This is a genomic window from Microbaculum mangrovi, assembly GCF_051390635.1.
Lineage (GTDB): Bacteria > Pseudomonadota > Alphaproteobacteria > Rhizobiales > Tepidamorphaceae > Microbaculum.
This window is the reverse complement of record NZ_JBPODT010000001.1, coordinates 1,111,321-1,127,320: the sequence shown is the minus strand read 5'-3', so window position 1 is coordinate 1,127,320 and position 16,000 is coordinate 1,111,321. Positions and strand designations below refer to the sequence as shown.

Annotated in this window: 17 protein-coding genes; 12 read left to right on the top strand and 5 right to left on the bottom strand. The window is 66.6% G+C overall.

All coding sequences use genetic code 11. From position 1 onward, the window contains the following. The first annotated feature begins 20 nt into the window (after nucleotides 1-20). Both ACSF9G_RS05415 and ACSF9G_RS05410 read left to right on the top strand, forming a co-directional pair. On the top strand, nucleotides 21-1,379 hold the full coding sequence (locus tag ACSF9G_RS05415; RefSeq protein WP_436639234.1) for an aspartate aminotransferase family protein: 1,359 nt from the start codon (nucleotides 21-23) through the stop codon (nucleotides 1,377-1,379). Then, nucleotides 1,376-2,203: a beta-keto acid cleavage family enzyme gene (locus ACSF9G_RS05410; RefSeq protein WP_436639232.1), complete on the top strand. Its 828-nt coding sequence runs from the start codon at nucleotides 1,376-1,378 to the stop codon at nucleotides 2,201-2,203. Before ACSF9G_RS05415 ends, ACSF9G_RS05410 begins: the two co-directional genes overlap by 4 nt. A 4-nt stretch (nucleotides 2,204-2,207) precedes the next feature. Here ACSF9G_RS05410 and ACSF9G_RS05405 read toward each other — a convergent pair whose 3' ends face one another. Continuing rightward, entirely contained in the window at nucleotides 2,208-3,275 is a 1,068-nt protein-coding gene (locus ACSF9G_RS05405; protein ID WP_436639230.1) for a Glu/Leu/Phe/Val dehydrogenase dimerization domain-containing protein, read from the bottom strand. A 284-nt stretch (nucleotides 3,276-3,559) separates the two neighbouring features. Here ACSF9G_RS05405 and ACSF9G_RS05400 point away from each other — a divergent pair, with 284 nt between their 5' ends. The 3 genes from ACSF9G_RS05400 (at nucleotide 3,560) to ACSF9G_RS05390 (ending at nucleotide 5,922) form a co-directional block, all read left to right on the top strand. Continuing rightward, nucleotides 3,560-4,087: a L,D-transpeptidase gene (locus ACSF9G_RS05400; protein ID WP_436639227.1), complete on the top strand. Its 528-nt coding sequence runs from the start codon at nucleotides 3,560-3,562 to the stop codon at nucleotides 4,085-4,087. A 105-nt stretch (nucleotides 4,088-4,192) separates the two neighbouring features. Then, nucleotides 4,193-4,876 carry a DUF1007 family protein gene (locus ACSF9G_RS05395; RefSeq protein ID WP_436639225.1) on the top strand — a complete coding sequence of 228 codons (684 nt, stop codon included), beginning with the start codon at nucleotides 4,193-4,195 and terminating at the stop codon, nucleotides 4,874-4,876. Next, the gene (locus tag ACSF9G_RS05390; RefSeq protein ID WP_436639223.1) at nucleotides 4,873-5,922 is read left to right on the top strand and encodes a nickel/cobalt transporter; all 1,050 of its coding nucleotides are present in this window, start codon (nucleotides 4,873-4,875) and stop codon (nucleotides 5,920-5,922) included. The genes ACSF9G_RS05395 and ACSF9G_RS05390 overlap by 4 nt, the downstream gene beginning before the upstream one ends. Here the strand turns inward: ACSF9G_RS05390 and ACSF9G_RS05385 are convergent. The 3 genes from ACSF9G_RS05385 to nthA are packed head-to-tail and all read right to left on the bottom strand — an operon-like array spanning nucleotide 5,919 to nucleotide 7,601. Continuing rightward, nucleotides 5,919-6,314 carry a nitrile hydratase accessory protein gene (locus ACSF9G_RS05385; RefSeq protein ID WP_436639220.1) on the bottom strand — a complete coding sequence of 132 codons (396 nt, stop codon included), beginning with the start codon at nucleotides 6,312-6,314 and terminating at the stop codon, nucleotides 5,919-5,921. The genes ACSF9G_RS05390 and ACSF9G_RS05385 overlap by 4 nt on opposite strands. Continuing rightward, the gene (nthB, locus tag ACSF9G_RS05380) at nucleotides 6,301-6,960 is read right to left on the bottom strand and encodes a nitrile hydratase subunit beta (RefSeq protein WP_436639217.1); all 660 of its coding nucleotides are present in this window, start codon (nucleotides 6,958-6,960) and stop codon (nucleotides 6,301-6,303) included. Before nthB ends, ACSF9G_RS05385 begins: the two co-directional genes overlap by 14 nt. After that, the gene (gene nthA, locus ACSF9G_RS05375) at nucleotides 6,957-7,601 is read right to left on the bottom strand and encodes a nitrile hydratase subunit alpha (RefSeq protein ID WP_436639215.1); all 645 of its coding nucleotides are present in this window, start codon (nucleotides 7,599-7,601) and stop codon (nucleotides 6,957-6,959) included. The genes nthB and nthA overlap by 4 nt, the downstream gene beginning before the upstream one ends. A gap of 91 nt (nucleotides 7,602-7,692) precedes the next feature. Here nthA and ACSF9G_RS05370 point away from each other — a divergent pair, with 91 nt between their 5' ends. Beyond that, nucleotides 7,693-8,367, top strand: coding sequence for a haloacid dehalogenase type II (locus ACSF9G_RS05370; protein ID WP_436639213.1), 675 nt, complete (start codon nucleotides 7,693-7,695; stop codon nucleotides 8,365-8,367). A gap of 100 nt (nucleotides 8,368-8,467) precedes the next feature. Here the strand turns inward: ACSF9G_RS05370 and ACSF9G_RS05365 are convergent, their stop codons facing one another. Then, entirely contained in the window at nucleotides 8,468-9,268 is an 801-nt protein-coding gene (locus ACSF9G_RS05365) for a gamma-glutamyl-gamma-aminobutyrate hydrolase family protein (RefSeq protein WP_436639211.1), read from the bottom strand. 271 nt (nucleotides 9,269-9,539) lie between these two features. On the opposite strand from ACSF9G_RS05365, the gene ACSF9G_RS05360 reads away from it, so the two are divergent. The 6 genes from ACSF9G_RS05360 to ACSF9G_RS05335 all read left to right on the top strand — a co-directional run bounded on the left by ACSF9G_RS05360 (nucleotide 9,540) and on the right by ACSF9G_RS05335 (nucleotide 15,989). Continuing rightward, nucleotides 9,540-10,637, top strand: a complete 1,098-nt coding sequence (locus tag ACSF9G_RS05360; protein WP_436639209.1) for a TRAP transporter substrate-binding protein — start codon at nucleotides 9,540-9,542, stop codon at nucleotides 10,635-10,637. Nucleotides 10,638-10,706: 69 nt separating this feature from the next. After that, complete coding sequence (locus ACSF9G_RS05355; protein WP_436639207.1) at nucleotides 10,707-11,237, top strand: TRAP transporter small permease subunit; 531 nt, start codon at nucleotides 10,707-10,709, stop codon at nucleotides 11,235-11,237. A 5-nt stretch (nucleotides 11,238-11,242) separates the two neighbouring features. Then, nucleotides 11,243-12,829 carry a TRAP transporter large permease gene (locus ACSF9G_RS05350; protein WP_436639205.1) on the top strand — a complete coding sequence of 529 codons (1,587 nt, stop codon included), beginning with the start codon at nucleotides 11,243-11,245 and terminating at the stop codon, nucleotides 12,827-12,829. After that, nucleotides 12,829-13,605, top strand: a complete 777-nt coding sequence (locus ACSF9G_RS05345; RefSeq protein ID WP_436639203.1) for an SDR family NAD(P)-dependent oxidoreductase — start codon at nucleotides 12,829-12,831, stop codon at nucleotides 13,603-13,605. Before ACSF9G_RS05350 ends, ACSF9G_RS05345 begins: the two co-directional genes overlap by 1 nt. A gap of 64 nt (nucleotides 13,606-13,669) precedes the next feature. After that, a complete protein-coding gene (locus ACSF9G_RS05340; RefSeq protein ID WP_436639201.1) occupies nucleotides 13,670-14,878 on the top strand; it encodes an acyl-CoA dehydrogenase family protein in 1,209 nt (402 codons plus the stop codon). Between the two features lie 70 nt (nucleotides 14,879-14,948). After that, entirely contained in the window at nucleotides 14,949-15,989 is a 1,041-nt protein-coding gene (locus tag ACSF9G_RS05335) for an agmatine deiminase family protein (RefSeq protein ID WP_436639199.1), read from the top strand. Nucleotides 15,990-16,000: the final 11 nt, after the last annotated feature.

Genomic DNA, 16,000 nt, shown 5'->3' with positions numbered 1-16,000 from the left:
ACGAAGAGGGAAATCTGGCGATGCCCGAGGGCACGACATCTCACAGCCATGTCTTTCACCGCGATCTGAAGGCGTCCTATCCCGTCGCCGTCTCCGGTGAGGGAGCGTGGATCATCGACCGCGAAGGAAGACGCTATCTCGATGCGACTGGCGGGGCGGCGGTGTCCTGCCTCGGCCATCTGCATCCGCGCGTGGTCAGGGCGATCCAGCAGCAGGCCGGCAAGCTGGAATACGCCCATACCGCGTTCTTCACCTCCGAGCCGGCGGAAGAACTGGCGGATTTCCTCGTCTCGCGGGCGCCGAAGGGATTCGGCCGGGTCTATTTCGTCTCCGGCGGCTCGGAAGCCAACGAGATGGCGCTGAAGCTGGCCCGGCAGATCCATGTCGAACGCGGTGAGCCGAAACGGGCGCACAACATCGCCCGCGAGCAGTCCTACCACGGCAACACCCTCGGCGTTCTGGCGCTGGGCGGAAATCCGGCGCGCAAGGAGCTCTACGCGCCGCTGCTCGGCCTGCCGGTCAGCCATATCGTTCCCTGCTATGCGTATCGCCACAGGCAAGAGGGCGAAAGCGACGAAGCCTATGGCCTGCGCGCGGCGCGAGCCCTGGAAGACGAGATCCTGAAGGTCGGTCCGGAAACCGTCTCCGCCTTCTTCGCCGAGACCGTGGTCGGCGCGACGTCGGGCGCGGTTCCGCCGGCGCCGGGCTATTTCCGCGAGATCCGGCGTATCTGCGACACCTACGGCGTGCTCCTGGTGCTCGACGAGGTGATGAGCGGCATGGGGCGCACCGGCACGCTCTATGCCTGCGAGCAGGACGGCGTCGTGCCCGACATGATCACCACCGCCAAGGGGCTCGGCGCCGGCCACCAGCCGATCGGCGCGACGCTGGTGCGCGAGGACCTGGCCCGGGTGATCGAAAGACATGACGGCGTGTTCCGGCACGGTCACACCTATATCGGCCATCCGATCGCCTGTGCCGCCGCGCTGGAGACGCAGAAGGTGATCGAGGAGGAGGGGCTGCTGGAGCGCGTCAGAACAGCGGGCGAGATGTTCCAGGACATGCTCGTTGATCGCTTCGGCCAGCACGCCAATGTCGGCGACATCCGCGGACGCGGCTTGTTCCGCGCCGTCGAGCTCGTCGCGGACCGGGAGAGCAAGGCGCCGTTCCCGCGCGCCAAGGGGCTGGCCGGCCGTATCAAGACGCACGCGATGGCGGGCGGGCTCGTCTGCTACCCGTTCAACGGCACCGCCGACGGCATCGATGGCGATCACGTGTTGCTGGCGCCGCCGTTCATCATGTCGGACGACGAGCTGGCGATGGTGGTAGACCGGCTGGACGCGGCGATCGCCGCATCGCTCGCCGAGGTTCGCGCGTGAGCGGGACCATCGTGATCGCCGCGCCGAACGGGGCGCGGCGCACCAAGGCGGATCATCCGAACCTGCCGATGACCGCGGCCGAGATCGCGGCCGAGGCCAAACGGTGCCTCGACGCCGGGGCGTCGGTCCTGCACCTGCATGTGCGCGACGCCGACGGCGTGCATTCTCTCGACGTCGGACTCTACCGGGAGGCGACCGCGGCGGTGCGCGACGCGGTGGGCGACGCGCTGGTCATCCAGCCGACGACGGAGGCGGTCGGACGCTACTCGCCGGACGTACAGATGGCAACGATGCGCGCGCTCGAGCCGGAAGCGGTGTCGGTGGCGCTGCGCGAGATCCTGCCCGATGGCGCCGACGAAACGCCCGTTCGAAGCTTCTTCGGGTGGCTGGGGGAACGCCGGGTCTGGACGCAGATTATCCTGTATGATCCGGCCGATATCGAACGGTTCATCGCGCTCAGCAAAACCGGTCTGTTCGCCGTCCGGCGCCCGAGCCTCTTGCTGGTGCTGGGGCGCTATACCGCCGGCCAGCGCTCCGAGCCGTCCGATCTCGACCCGATGCTGCAAGCACTGGCGCCGATGCGCGAGGCCGTTTCGTGGTCGGTCTGCGCCTTCGGGCCGAAGGAGAACGCCTGCATGCGTCACGCCCTAGCGGAGGGCGGGCATGTGCGCGTCGGCTTCGAGAACAACATGCTTCTGCCGAACGGCGAGACCGCCGGTTACACGGCCGATCTGGTCGGCCTTGCTGCCGATGCCGCGCGCGCGGCCGGGCGACCGCCGCTCAAGGCGGCAGCCGTCAGGGCACTGGTCGGGAGCTGGCTCTAGACCCTCAGGCGCTGCGGTCGCGGCGGGCGGCGGCAATGCGCTCCTCGGCCATCCGGTCGGCGACGACCTCGGGTGGCAGGTCCTGCATTTTCGCGCGCGACAGGACAAGACCGAGCGTGTCGCCTATCCGGGCGATCCGCGACTTCATTTCGTCCGCCGTCATGCCGGGCCGCTCCGGGGCGATGGAGATGACGCCGCCGGCATTCACCAGATAATCCGGTGCGTAGAGGATGCCGCGCCGCATCAGCGACGCGCCGTCCTGCAGGGTGCGCAGCTGATTGTTGGCGGCGCCGCAGACGATCCCGGCCCGAACCTGCGGAACCGTCGTTTCATTCAGGCCGCCGCCGAGGGCGCAAGGCGCGAAGACGTCGGCGGTGACGGCGTGTATCCGGTCGACCGGAACGGACGTCGCGCCGGTGCGGGCGACGACCTCGTCGACGCGGGCCTGATCGATATCGGCCACGATCAACCGGGCGCCGTCGGCATGGGCGAGGGCGGCGACGCGACCCCCGACATGGCCGAGGCCCTGGACGGCGACGGTCAGGCCGGCGAGGGACGCCCGTTCGAGGGCGAAGCCGACGGCGGTGCGCATGGCACAGAACACGCCCCAGGCGGTGAACGGCGAGGGATCGCCCAGGCCCGTGGCGCGGATGCCGCGCACATGCGGCGTGCGGCCGGCGACGATCTCCATGTCCGCGTCGGTGATGCCGACGTCCTCCGCGGTGATGTAGCGGCCGCCAAGGCTGTCGACATGGTCGCCGAAGGCCTCGAACAGGGCCCGCGACTTGTCGGTCTTGGGATCGGCGATGATCACCGCCTTGCCGCCGCCGAGGGGCAGGCCGGCCAATGCGTTCTTGTAGGTCATGCCGCGCGACAGGCGCAGAACGTCGTCGAGGGCGTCCATGTCGTTGGCATAGGGCCACATGCGGCAGCCGCCCAGTGCCGGGCCGAGGGTGGTGTCGTGGATGGCGATGATGGAGCGCAGGCCGGTTTTCTGGTCGATGCGAAAGTCGACCTGCTGATGTCCGTCGAAACTGGGATGGGCGGTGGCGTCGAATTCCTGGGTCGGCATGTTGGATCCTCATAATCGTCGCGCCGGTCGCCCTGGCCGGCGACTGCTTTGTCTTTGGGAAAGATATGCCGATTAATAGGAATAATTATCTTTTCCGTGCGGTATCTCTTCGGGTTCTGAAGAATGGTTCCGATATCTGGCGGAAAATGGGAAAATTCTCGCCCCATTGTATGTTGCGGCTGCGTAACGGTGCTGGCCGGACCGACCGAGGCGGTTGCCGAATTTTAACGCGGCGCGGTTTGACTGCGGTCAGGCATGACGGCGATCGGGCCGGGGGGCGAGCAATGATCCGGACTACCACACGGCTTTTCGCGACTGTACTTGCCGCGCTGGCGATGGCGGTGATGGTCGGGGGGGCGAGCACGGCATCGGCGACGACACGCGATATCGTCGAGATGGACGGTGACCACGGCTACGGTACGATCATAGTGAAGACCGCGGAAAGACGGCTCTACTATGCGCTCGGCAACGGCAAAGCGATCCGCTATGCGGTGGCCGTCGGCAGCCCCAGGAACCAGTGGTTCGGTACGACTTGGGTCAGCGAGAAGAGGGAAAATCCGAGCTGGACGCCGACGCCCAGCATGCGCAAGAAAAATCCGCGGCTGCCTTCCTCCATGGCGCCCGGCCCGAAGAATCCGCTCGGGGTGCGGGCCCTGTATCTCGGCTGGACCACGTATCGCATTCACGGGACCAACGCGCCCGGCTCCATCGGCCACGCGGTGTCGGACGGCTGCATCCGCATGCTGAACGAGGACGTGGTCGACCTGTTCGAGCGCGTGCATATCGGCGCACCGGTCATCGTGGCGCGCTAGCTCTCTCGTTCCCGCCGGCGTTCCCGCAAGGTCCGGTCCAGGGGGATTCCCGCGCCACGCTTCCGCCGCTATCGTGCTGTTGAAGCGGCGCCGGGAGTTCGGCTGATGTATCTCAATTCTGTCAGGAAATCCGCGTTGGCCGGGGCGGCCTTCGTGGCCGGAGCGATCGGTTTCGCCGGCGGGGCGATTTCGCATCCGCACGTCTGGGTCGACAGCCGCTCCGACATCCTGTTCAACGCGGACGGCGCGATCAGCGGTGTTCGCCATGCCTGGACCTTCGACGAGATTTTCTCGGCGTACGCCATCCAGGGGCTTGATGAGGACAATGACGGCAAGCTGACCCGCGAGGAACTGCAGCCGCTCGCCCAGGTCAACGTCGAGTCGTTGAACGAGTTCGACTATTTCACCTATCTCGGCGTCATCGGCGTCGACGAGGTCTATGGCATCTTCCGCGATCCGGTCGACTATTGGCTGGACTATGACGGCACCAAACTGACGCTGCATTTCACCCTGCCGCTCAGCGAGCCGTTCGATCCGAAGCAGGGCCTGACCGCTATCGAGGTCTACGACCCGACCTTCTTTGTCGACTTCCAGCTCGCCGAGACGGATACGGCGCTTCTGGTCGACGCGCCCGCGGGCTGTCGGCTGGAAATCGAGCGCGCGGAAGGCTTCGACACGGCGACGGCGAACCTTTTGTCGCAGTTTCCCGCCGACGTTCGCGATCTGCCGCCGGAGATACTCGAGCTGACCGAGGGCAACGCCAACACGATCAAGGTCGTGTGCGAATGATCGTTCGCGCGAAAACGCGGATCGTCGTGCTGATCGCGGTGCTGGCGGTCGCCGGTCTTGTTGTCGAAACGGCTGCGGCCAATCCGTTCGGCATCGCCAGACCCGACCCCTCCGTCGCCGTTCAGTCGGGGCCGCTCGCCGGCCTGTTCGGCTGGATCGCGGCGAAACAGTCCGAGTTCTACAGGGCCCTTTCGGGCCTTGTTTCGGCGTTTCGTACGGATCCGGGGGCGGGCTGGGCGCTGGCGGGCCTGTCGTTCCTGTACGGCCTGTTCCATGCCGCCGGTCCTGGTCACGGCAAGGTGGTGATCACCTCCTATCTGGTGGCGACGGGGGAGACGATGCGACGCGGCATCGCGCTCTCTTTCGCCGCCGCGTTCGTGCAGGCATTGACGGCGATCGCGATGGTGACGGTGCTGACGGTGATCTTGCGCGCAACGAGCGTCGCCATGACCCAGGCGACCGGATTCGTCGAGATCGCAAGCTACGTCCTGATCGCGCTGATCGGCGCGCGGCTCGTCTATGGCAAGAGCCTTGCCCTGTTCGCGAAGGTGCCGGTCGGCTCCCCCCAGACCGTGGCAGCCGGCGCTCCCGGCCACGGTCCTCATCACCATCATGGCCACGATCACGATCACGACCATGACCACCACCACCATGGGCCCGGGCCGGACTGCGGCTGCGGACATGCCCATGCGCCGGATCCGGCGTCGCTGGGCGGGCCGTTCTCGCTGAAGCGCGCCTGGACGGCTGTTCTCGCCGTCGGCATCCGCCCCTGCACCGGGGCGCTCGTCGTGCTGGTCTTCGCCTTCTCCCAGGGCGTCTACGCGGTGGGCGTCGCCTCGACGCTGGCGATGGCCGTGGGGACCGGACTGGCCGTCGCCATCCTTGCCGCTCTGGCGGTCGGCGCGCGCGGCTTCGCCGCCAGGCTCGCCGATGACGGGGCCGGCTGGGCGTCCGTGGGCCTGCAGACCGTCGAGCTTCTGGCGGCGCTTGCGGTTTGCGCCTTCGGGCTCTTGATGCTGGGCGGCGCGCTGCAGGCCGGGCTTTAGCCGGCCTTACCCCCGTTTTCGGCGCCGAGTTCGATCGGCTGGCCGTGGGGTGTCGCCTTCGCGGCGCGGTCCCAGGCGATCTCGCGGCCTGACCTTTCGGCTTCGGGAACGATCCCCTTGCGATCGAGCAGGCGTTCAAGCGCGCTCAGCCAGGCGGAATAGTAGGCGTCGTCGCCGGTCGCGCGGGGACCGGCCCGCTTCAGTTCCGCGCCGAGGGTGTCGGCCCATTCGCTCCAGGTGAAGTGGCCGCCGGCGTTCAGTTCGACGGCCATGGCGAAGGCCTGCGCGTGCCACGGCTCGGCGAATACCGGACCATCCCGGTCGCGTGGGAGCGACGGCAGCGTCTCCAGAGCGGCAGCGATCTCGGGGCGCGGGGCCTCAGGCGGGCTCAAGATAGGGCTCCCAGAGATCGACCTGCACGGTATCGCGCGCCGAGGCTTCCCCGCCCCAGAGTTCGCGCGCGGTGAAGCGCACAGAGTAGAGCCAGTGGGGCCGATCGCCGAGGCCGTGCGCGCTGGCGTCGGGGAAGACGTGGCAGCCGTGCACGCGGGTGATCGTGCCGGCATGGCCGCGCACGTAGCGCACCAGCCGCGTATGCCCCTCGGGATGGAGGTTCCTGGCGCGCACCCTGTCGCCCGTCTTGAACCGTGCCGGCTCGCCCGCCGGCCGTTCGTAGGGTGTGCCGCTGGCGAGCACCCCGGCCACGTTTTCTGCCTTCAGAATGCGGTCGATGGACTTTGGCGGCACTGTCGCGCGACCTGTCTCGATCTCTTCGCCAGTGAGCAGACCACGTTCGCTCATCAGTTTCTCGAGGCCGGCAAGCCAGATCTGATAGTAGCTGGACGACAGGTATTGCGCGGGCGGCAGGCTCTCGCGGGCGTGGCGCGACATGTCGATGTTCCAGCCTCCCGGCGCGGCCATGGCGAGCGTCAGCGCCAGCACCCGGCGTTCCCAGTCGGCGTGGAAGATCGGTTCGTTCGGTTCGGGAACGACGGGACCGAAATCCTGCATCCCGCCCATGTCGTGGACGCCGTTCATTCGAAACCTCCCTCCGCGCGCGCTTCCTCGGGCGACAGGGCGATCCCCGTTCCGATCATCGCGTTGCGGGTGACGAGCGCGGCCAGCGCCTCCTCATTTAGGCCCTCGGTGTGGTCCGGCCGCATGGGGATCACCAGGTAGCGGACCTCGGCCGTCGAATCCCACACCCGGATCTCGGTCTCCTCCGGCAGCTCCACCCCGAATTCGGAGAGCACGCCGCGCGGGTCGATCACGGCGCGCGAGCGGTAGGGCGGCGACTTGTACCAGACGGGGGGAAGGCCCAGCACCGGCCACGGGTAGCAGGAGCACAGCGTGCAGACGACCATGTTGTGCACGTCGGGCGTGTTCTCGACGATCACGATGTGCTCGCCCTGCCGGCCGGTGTAATCGAGCTCGGCGATCGCCGCCGTGGCGTTTTCGCGCAGGCGTTCCAGGTAGGCCGGGTCGCTCCAGGCCTTGGCGACGACGCGGGCGCCATTCCGCGGGCCCACCTTGTGCTCGTAGGTGTCGATCAGTTTGTCGAGCGCCGCCTGGTCGACATAGCCCTTCTCGACGAGGAGGGATTCCAGCGCGCGGACCCGCAACGCCGTCGGGGACAGCTCCGAACTGTCGTGGTCATGGTCGTGGTGGTCACCGGACATCGCTCGCGCCTCACAACAGCTTTACCATTGCGATCCTAGACAGGCTGGTCGCCGCAGGCCAGTGTCTGATTGCCAGCGGGAGGAGGGGTCCATGAAGCTCGATGGCATCCGCGCCTGCGTTTTCGATGCCTATGGAACGTTGTTCGACGTTCATGCGCCGGTCGCCAAGGTTGCCGCCGCGCTTGGCGACAAGGCCGACGCGGTATCCCGGATGTGGCGCGACAAGCAGTTGCAGTACACCTGGCTCAGAAGCCTGATGGGCGCACACGCGGATTTCCTTGCCGTGACAGCCGATGCGCTCGACTACGCGCTTGCCGCGCATGGCGTCTCGAACGCCCCGCTGAGGGCGCGGCTGCTCGATCTCTACATGACGCTCGACGCCTATCCGGACGCGCGCCGCTGCCTGGAGACCCTGAAATCGAAGGGGCTGACCACCGCGATCCTGTCGAACGGCTCGCCCGCGATGCTCGATGCGGCGACGAAGTCGGCGGGGCTGGACGCGCAACTCGACCACATCCTGTCGATCGAGCAGGTCGGCATCTACAAGCCCGACCCGCGCGTCTATCAGCTCGCTGTCGATGAACTGGGAATTCCCGCCGCCGATATGCTGTTCGTGTCGATGAACCCGTGGGACGCGAGCGGGGCTGCCTATTTCGGTTTCAAGGTCGCCCGTCTCAACCGGCTCGGCGTGCCGCCCGACAACCTGCCGGGCGACATTTCCGCCGAGGTCGCGACGCTGAACGCTATTCCGGACCTGATATCCTGAGCCCGCGTGGCGGCAGCGCCGTTCCCGCCGATCGGCTGCAGGTGTTGCGCGTCGGCCGCCCGCCGCCGGTCGTACGTTGCGGTGTTCGGGAGCGCGCGTGTCACCCGGCCGCCGAGAGCAGCGTCGCCTTCTGCGACCGATAGCCGCGGAGGGCGTCGCCGAATGCTTCGAACAGCGTTCGCGACGCGGGATCGGACCCTGCCCAGTATTCGGGATGCCACTGGACGCCGAGCGCGAACGCCTTGGCGGTCCTGACCGAGACGGCCTCGATCGTGCCGTCCTGCGCCGTCGCCTCGATCTCGAGATCGTCGGCCAGCCGGTCGATCGCCTGGCGATGGAGGGAGTTGACCTTGATCGGCTCGGTGCCGAGGATCGACGCCAGCTGTCCGCCGGGACGGATTTCGATCCTCTGACGGATGGCGAACCGCTCGTCCTGGACTGTCGAGTCCGGGGCACGATGATCCATGCGGTCCGGCTGCTCCTGGATCTCGGTGGCGATGGATCCGCCGAGCGCGACGTTGAGCTCCTGATACCCGCGGCAGATCGCGAACAGCGGCAGACCGCGCTCAAGTGTCGCACGGATCAACGGCAGCGTCGTTGCGTCGCGCGCCTCGTCGAAGGGTTCGTAGGCCGGCGTCGGCACTTCGCCGTAGTTGCCGGGGTGCACGTTGGAACGGCTGCCGGTCAGCATTACGCCATCGACGAAATCTAGGACGCGCGAATAGTCGAGTTCGCCGCCGAGCCCGGGAACCACCATGGGCATCGCGCCGGCCACATGGGCGACCGCCTCCAGGTACTGGGCAGCGACCGCGTGCCAGCGGTATCCTTCGAAGGATTTCACATCCGCGGGCACGGCGACGACCGGACGGCTACCCGACTGGCCCCTAACGCCAGCGTTCATGCGGAATTCCTTTCTTTGCTTAGCCGGCAACGCGTCGGCGCATTGGCGATGTTGCCGCAATACTTAGGTATTTTCCCCGGCGCTTGCGATCCGATACACGGAGATTTGTGGCAACGGAAGTAGACTTGTGTTGCGCAACCGGCTGCGCTTTATATCGACGATCGCCGAGCCGCAATGGCCGGTCGGTGCCGCCGGGACCGAGACAACGACAATAGGTGCGCCGGATCCGGATGGCAGTCACCAACACTCACGGAAAGTGGGAGGAAACCACATGGATCGTCGTTCGTTTCTGAAGAAAGCCGGCATCGGCAGCGCTGCCGCTGCCAGCGCGGCCGCCGCTTCGTTCCCGACGCCCGCCATCTCGCAGGGCACAATGGAACTGAAGATGGTAACCACCTGGCCGAAGAACTTCCCCGGCCTGGGCACCGGAGCCCAGCGCGCCGCCGACCGCATCACGGCGCTGACCGACGGCCGGATCACCGTCAAGGTATTCGCCGCCGGCGAGCTCGTGCCGCCGTTCGAGTCTTTCGATGCGGTCTCGCAGGGCACCGCGGACATGTATCACGCCGCCGACTACTACTGGCTCGGCAAGCATACGGCCTACGCCTTCTTCTGTGCCGTTCCGCTCGGCATGACATACGCCGAACAGTCCGCGTGGATCGCCTATGGCGGCGGTCAGGAGCTCTGGGACGAGCTCGGCGCCGGCTTCAACATCAAGTCGCTTCTGTGTGGAAACACCGGCACCCAGATGGCCGGGTGGTTCAAGAACGAGGTGAAGAGCCTCGAGGACCTCAAGGGCCTGAAGTTCCGTATGCCCGGCCTCGGTGGCGAGCTGATGCGGCAGATCGGCGTCAACGTGATCAACCTCCCGGGCGGCGAGATCTTCCCGGCGCTGCAGTCCGGCGCCATCGACGGCGCGGACTGGGTGGGGCCGTGGAACGATCTGGCCTTCGGTTTCTACAAGGTCGCCAAGAACTACTACTATCCCAACATGTCGGAGGGCGGCGCCGCGATCGCGCTCGGGATCAACAAGGGCGTCTGGGACAAGTTGTCTCCGACCGACCAGGAGATCTTCAAATCGGCGGCGGCGGCCGAGAACAGCCAGTTCTATGCGGACTTCAACGCCAACAACGCCAAGTCCCTCAACACGCTGATCAACGAGCACGGGGTCAAGGTCAGCCATTTCCCCGACGACATCATCGACGCGTTGGGCAAAGCCGCTCCCGATGTCCTGGCGTCCGCGGCGACGGACGATATCGGCAAGCGCATCCACGACGCCTATCTCAAGTCGCGCGACGACTATCGCGGCTGGAGCCAGGTCGCCGAACCGGCCTATGTCCGCGACCGGGCGCGCGTCCTGGGCTCGTAGCAACGCAACAACGGCACATCGAGGGAGGTGCGGCGTCCCCTGGGGCCGCACCTCCCGTCGTCGGGCACGATGCGCGAGATCGCAAATTTCGTAGACGGGTTGAACGAGCGTATCGGCCGCGCCGTGTCGTGGCTGGCGCTGGCGATCGTGCTCGTCCAGTTCCTGATCGTCGTCGGCCGGTATGTCTTCGGTGTCGGATCGATCTGGATGCAGGAGCTGGTCATCTACATGTTCGGCTTCACCTTCATGCTCGGCGCTGCCTATGCGCTCCGCCATGACGGACATGTGCGCGTGGACATCTTCTACAGAGAGGCAGCGCCGCGCACGAAGGCGCTGGTAAATCTCCTGGGGTCGGTCTTCTTCCTGCTCCCCATGTGCTTTTTGATCTTCTGGATCGCCTGGCCCTATGTCGTCCAGTCGTGGTCCATCTGGGAAGGTTCGACCGAAGCGAGCGGCATTCCCGCACGCTACCTGCAAAAGACCGCGATCCTCGTCTTCGCCGTCCTCATGGGTCTGCAGGCGCTCGCCATTATCATCCGATCCGTCCTCACGTTGCGTGGGGACGAGAAGGAAATAAAAGCCCTGCGGTCGGCGGAGTAACGGCGATGGGCGGCCTCCAGCACTCCCTCGACATCGCGATGTTCGTCGTCGTTTGCGTCGTGTTGCTGGCGGGCTATCCGGTGGCGTTCACGCTCGCCGGCGTCGCGCTGGTCTTCGGCGTCATCGGCTACCTGGCCGGCGTCTTCGACCTGTCGTTCTTCCTCGCCTTTCCGCAACGCATCTTCGGCACGATGACCAACGAGGTGCTGGTCGCGGTGCCGCTGTTCGTGTTCATGGGCGTCATGCTCGAGCGCTCGCGCGTCGCCGAAGAGCTGCTCGAGACGATGGGCCGGCTGTTCGGCAAGATGCGCGGCGGCCTGGGCATTTCGGTGACGATCGTCGGCATGCTGCTCGCCGCCTCCACGGGCATCGTCGGCGCGACCGTCGTCACCATGGGGCTCCTGTCGCTGCCGACCATGCTGCGCTACGGCTACTCGCCGCGACTGGCGACCGGCGCGATCGCCGCCTCCGGCACGCTCGGCCAGATCATTCCGCCCTCGATCGTGCTCGTCATCCTCGGCGACCAGCTGTCCAACGCCTACCAGAAGGCCCAGCTCGACATGGGCATCTTCTCGCCGGAGACGGTGTCCGTCGGCGACCTATTCGCCGGGGCGCTGATCCCGGGCCTCGTCTTGGTCGGCATGTATCTCGTCTATCAGGTCTTCATGGCGATCGTTAAGCCGGAGACGTCTCCGGCCATGCCGGCAGCGGACACGGGCGACGTCGGCGTCGGCAAGATTCTGCACGCACTGCTGCCGCCGATCCTGCTGATCGTCGCGGTCCTCGGCTCGATCCTGGCCGGCGTCGCCACGCCGACCGAGGCGGCGGCCGTCGGCGCCATCGGCGCGATTCTGCTCGCGGGGTACCGACTGGACGAGACCAGGCCGTGGCCGGTCTATATCGCCGGCCTGTCGCTGATTGGTGTTCTGGTTCTGACGGGTTTCATGGATTTGCGCGTCGCGCGCACCGAGATCCCGACCGCCGACATGGTCGGGATCTGGGTCGCGGCGGCGTTCTGCGTCGGGATCGCCTACGGGCTTCTGATATCGCTCTTGCGGGTGTACGGCGGCGACGTTCTTGTCCCGGTGATGCAGACCACCACGCAGATCACCGCGATGGTGTTCGTCATTCTGATCGGCGCGGCCCTGTTCAGCCTGGTCTTCCGCGGCCTGGGCGGCGAAGAGATGGTGCACCAGGCCCTGCAGGGCATGCCCGGCGGCGCGCTGGGGGCGATGATCGCCGTCATGCTGCTGATGTTCTTCCTAGGCTTCTTCCTGGACTTCCTGGAGATCGTCTTCGTGGTCGTGCCGCTGGTCGCGCCGATCCTGCTGACGCTGGAGATGCCGGACGGTGGCACTATGAGCCCGGTCTGGCTCGGCATCATGATGGCGGTGAACCTGCAGACCTCGTTCCTGACGCCACCCTTCGGTTTCGCGCTGTTCTATCTGCGCGGGGTCGCGCCGGCATCCGTCAAGACGATGGATATTTACCGGGGCATCATACCCTTCGTCTTTATTCAGTTGATCGCACTCATCGTACTTTGGTACATGCCGGCGCTGGCAACCTGGCTACCGAGCGTGGTGTACAACTGATGGCGATTGCGCGTGTCACCGACCTGTTCGACCTCTCGGGTCGGACTGCACTTGTCACCGGAGCGTCGAGCGGTCTCGGCTGGCGTTTTGCCGAAGTGTTGGCCGCAAACGGGGCGAACGTGGGAATCGCGGCGCGTCGGACCGATCGGCTGGAGACGCTCCAGTCCGAAATCGAAGCACGCGGCGGCCGCGCTTTGGCGGTACCGCTCGATGTCACCGATGTCGATACCATCGCACCGGCCTTCGATGCGGTGGAGAAGGCGTTCGGTCCAGTCGACATCCTCGTCAACAACGCCGGCGTCGCCGCCGAGGGGTTCATCGCCGACATGAACCCGGCGGATTGGCGCAAGGTGCTCGATACCAATCTCGACGGTGTCTTCCTCGTCGGACAGGAAGCGGCACGTCGGATGACCGCGGCCGGCAAGGGCGGGTCGATCGTTAACATCGCCTCCGCGATCGCCTTCAAGGTTTCGAAGACGCTCGGCGCCTATGCCGCCGCGAAGGCCGGCGTCGTGCAGCTCACCAAGGTGATGGCGCTCGAACTCGCCGAGGCGAACATCCGCGTCAACGCGATCTGTCCCGGCTATATCGAGACCGAGATCAACAGCGACTACTTCGCGACCGAGGGCGGCCAGAAGATGATCCAGCGCTACGTGCCGATGAAGCGGCTCGGCGACATCAAGGAGCTCGACGGCACGCTGTTGCTGCTGGCCTCGGACGCGGGCTCGTTCATCACCGGCACGCCCATCCTCGTCGACGGCGGCATCGCGCTCTGACGACATAGATCTTGCCCTCGGCCACCCGAGCGGCGATTGTCCCGTCGAAACGACGGGAGCGAACATGGACTTCATTCTTTCGCCTGAGATCGACGCCCTTCGCCTGAAGGTGCGCACATTCGTCGCCGACGAAATCGAGCCCCTCGAAGCCGATCCGGCCAGCTACAACGAGTTCGAGAATATCCGCCTGGATCTGCGGGACCGGATGCGCGCCAGGGCGCGCGCCGCCGGTATTTACGCACCGCAGATGCCGACCGATCGCGGCGGCCTCGGCCTGCCGATGATCGGGCAGGCTGCCCTCTACGAAGAGGCAAACCGGTCGATCTTCGGGCCGTCCTGCATCAATTGCGCCGCGCCGGACGACGGCAACATGCGGTTGCTGTCGATGGTGGCGCGCGAGGACCAGAAGGACCAGTGGCTGCAGCCGATCATCGACGGTGCGGTCAATTCCTCCTTCGTGATGACCGAACCGCATCCCGGCGGGGGCTCGGATCCGGGCATGATGCTGACCAGCGCCGAGAAACAGGGCGACACGTGGGTCGTGCGCGGGCGCAAATGGTTCATCTCCGGCGCGGGGGTCGCCAAGCATTTCATCCTGGTCGCCCGCACCGATCCCAACCCGGAGGAGAAGCGCCGGCACCTGTCCGCGTTCCTGTTCCATCGCGACCAGCCGGGCTGGAAGATCGTCCGGCGCATCGACAACATGGGCCCGGACGAACACGGCGGGGTGTGCGAGCTCGAGTTCGACGGGCTGGAGATCGCCGACGCGGACCGGCTGATGGAGGTCGGCGACGGGCTCAAGGCGACGCAGATCCGCCTCGGGCCGGCGCGTCTCACCCATTGCATGCGCTGGCTGGGACTTGCCAAGCGCTGCATGGAAATCGCCGCGGAGTACACGTCGCGCCGCGAAGGCTTCGGCATCAGGCTCGCCGACCGGGAATCGGTGCAGCTCAAGATGGGCGAGCTTGCCCACGACATCCAGATCGGCCGGCTGCTGGTCATGCACGCGGCCTGGATGCTCGACCAGGGCGACTTCGCCCGCAAGGAAGTGTCGATGGCGAAGGTCCATGTCGCCGACACCCTGCAAAAGGCGGCGGACGTGGCGATCCAGCTGAACGGCGCGCGCGGCTACTCCAAGGATACGATCCTCGAGTGGATCTACCGGTATGCCCGGTGCGCCCGCATCGTCGACGGTGCCTCCGAGGTCCACAACATGGTGCTCGCCCGTTTCTACGCGAAGGAGGGGCAGGACTTCTGGCGCTGGGGGAGCTAGATTTCGGCGGACGGTCTCGCGTTCGCGGTTCCCGCTTGCGACGAGACGGGCCAGCACAGGACGGCGACACATGGCTTCGACACGCGGTTTCCACATGCCCGCCGAATGGTCGGCCCATCGCCGTACCTGGATGGCCTGGCCGGTGGCGGAGACCGTGCTCGAGGGAACCGGCGGCGCGGACGGCGCCTATCGGGCCTGGGCGGCGGTCGCCAATGCGATCGCCGGGTTCGAGCCTGTCGTCATGCTGGCGCCGCCGGGGGGCAAGGCGCAGGCGCGCGGCTATCTCGAGGCCGGCGTCGAGGTCGTCGAGCATGACATCGCCGAATCGTGGATGCGCGATTTCGGCCCCACCTTCGTACTCGGCCCGGAGGGCAGGCTCGGCGCGGTCGACTGGACCTTCAACGGCTGGGGCGGGCGCACCTTTCCGGACAACAAGGTCGATGCGCTGATCGCCCGTTTCGTCGCTGAGCGGGCGGGGGCCGAACGGTTCGCCTCCAGGCTCGTCAACGAGGGCGGCGCGATCCATGTGGACGGGGAGGGCACGGTGATGCTGACCGAATCCGTCCAGCTCAACGCCAACCGCAATCCGAACTGGACCAAGGCCGAGGTCGAGGCCGAGATCCACGCGTTGCTCGGCACCCGCACGGCGATCTGGCTGAAACAGGGGCTCGAGTCCGACTGCGACGACACCGGCACCGACGGACACGTCGACACGCTGGCCTGTTTCCTGAGGCCGGGCCTGGTGCTCGCCCACCGCCAGCCCGATCCGGCTCATCCCGACTACGATATCGCCCGCGAGAACATCGCCACCCTGAAAGCCGCTAGAGATGCCGCCGGACGCACGCTCGACGTCATCGAGATCGACGCGCCGGCGCAGCGGTTCAAGGCGAACGGCGAGCCGCTGTCCTGCACCTATGTGAATTTCTCCTTCGTCAACGGCGGCGTGGTGCTGTGCGGCTTCGACGATCCGAAGGACGAGGCGGTCGCCGAGATGTTCAGCCGCCTGTTCAACGACCGGCGGGTCGTGCAGGTGCCGGCCACCCGCATCTTCGAGGGCGGCGGCGGCATCCACTGCATCACCCAGCAGGAACCGCTGGCGCGGGCCGGATGAGACGGGGCGCG

What these genes read in the sequence shown, in the direction of transcription:
- nthA (WP_436639215.1), bottom strand. Translation starts at nt 7,601, where the DNA reads ATGTCCGGTGACCACCACGACCATGACCACGACAGTTCGGAGCTGTCC.
- ACSF9G_RS05335 (WP_436639199.1), top strand. Translation starts at nt 14,949, where the DNA reads ATGGCTTCGACACGCGGTTTCCACATGCCCGCCGAATGGTCGGCCCAT.
- ACSF9G_RS05400 (WP_436639227.1), top strand. Translation starts at nt 3,560, where the DNA reads ATGATCCGGACTACCACACGGCTTTTCGCGACTGTACTTGCCGCGCTG.
- ACSF9G_RS05360 (WP_436639209.1), top strand. Translation starts at nt 9,540, where the DNA reads ATGGATCGTCGTTCGTTTCTGAAGAAAGCCGGCATCGGCAGCGCTGCC.
- ACSF9G_RS05340 (WP_436639201.1), top strand. Translation starts at nt 13,670, where the DNA reads ATGGACTTCATTCTTTCGCCTGAGATCGACGCCCTTCGCCTGAAGGTG.
- ACSF9G_RS05350 (WP_436639205.1), top strand. Translation starts at nt 11,243, where the DNA reads ATGGGCGGCCTCCAGCACTCCCTCGACATCGCGATGTTCGTCGTCGTT.
- ACSF9G_RS05415 (WP_436639234.1), top strand. Translation starts at nt 21, where the DNA reads ATGCCCGAGGGCACGACATCTCACAGCCATGTCTTTCACCGCGATCTG.
- ACSF9G_RS05345 (WP_436639203.1), top strand. Translation starts at nt 12,829, where the DNA reads ATGGCGATTGCGCGTGTCACCGACCTGTTCGACCTCTCGGGTCGGACT.
- ACSF9G_RS05365 (WP_436639211.1), bottom strand. Translation starts at nt 9,268, where the DNA reads ATGAACGCTGGCGTTAGGGGCCAGTCGGGTAGCCGTCCGGTCGTCGCC.
- nthB (WP_436639217.1), bottom strand. Translation starts at nt 6,960, where the DNA reads ATGAACGGCGTCCACGACATGGGCGGGATGCAGGATTTCGGTCCCGTC.
- ACSF9G_RS05405 (WP_436639230.1), bottom strand. Translation starts at nt 3,275, where the DNA reads ATGCCGACCCAGGAATTCGACGCCACCGCCCATCCCAGTTTCGACGGA.
- ACSF9G_RS05390 (WP_436639223.1), top strand. Translation starts at nt 4,873, where the DNA reads ATGATCGTTCGCGCGAAAACGCGGATCGTCGTGCTGATCGCGGTGCTG.
- ACSF9G_RS05370 (WP_436639213.1), top strand. Translation starts at nt 7,693, where the DNA reads ATGAAGCTCGATGGCATCCGCGCCTGCGTTTTCGATGCCTATGGAACG.
- ACSF9G_RS05395 (WP_436639225.1), top strand. Translation starts at nt 4,193, where the DNA reads ATGTATCTCAATTCTGTCAGGAAATCCGCGTTGGCCGGGGCGGCCTTC.
- ACSF9G_RS05355 (WP_436639207.1), top strand. Translation starts at nt 10,707, where the DNA reads ATGCGCGAGATCGCAAATTTCGTAGACGGGTTGAACGAGCGTATCGGC.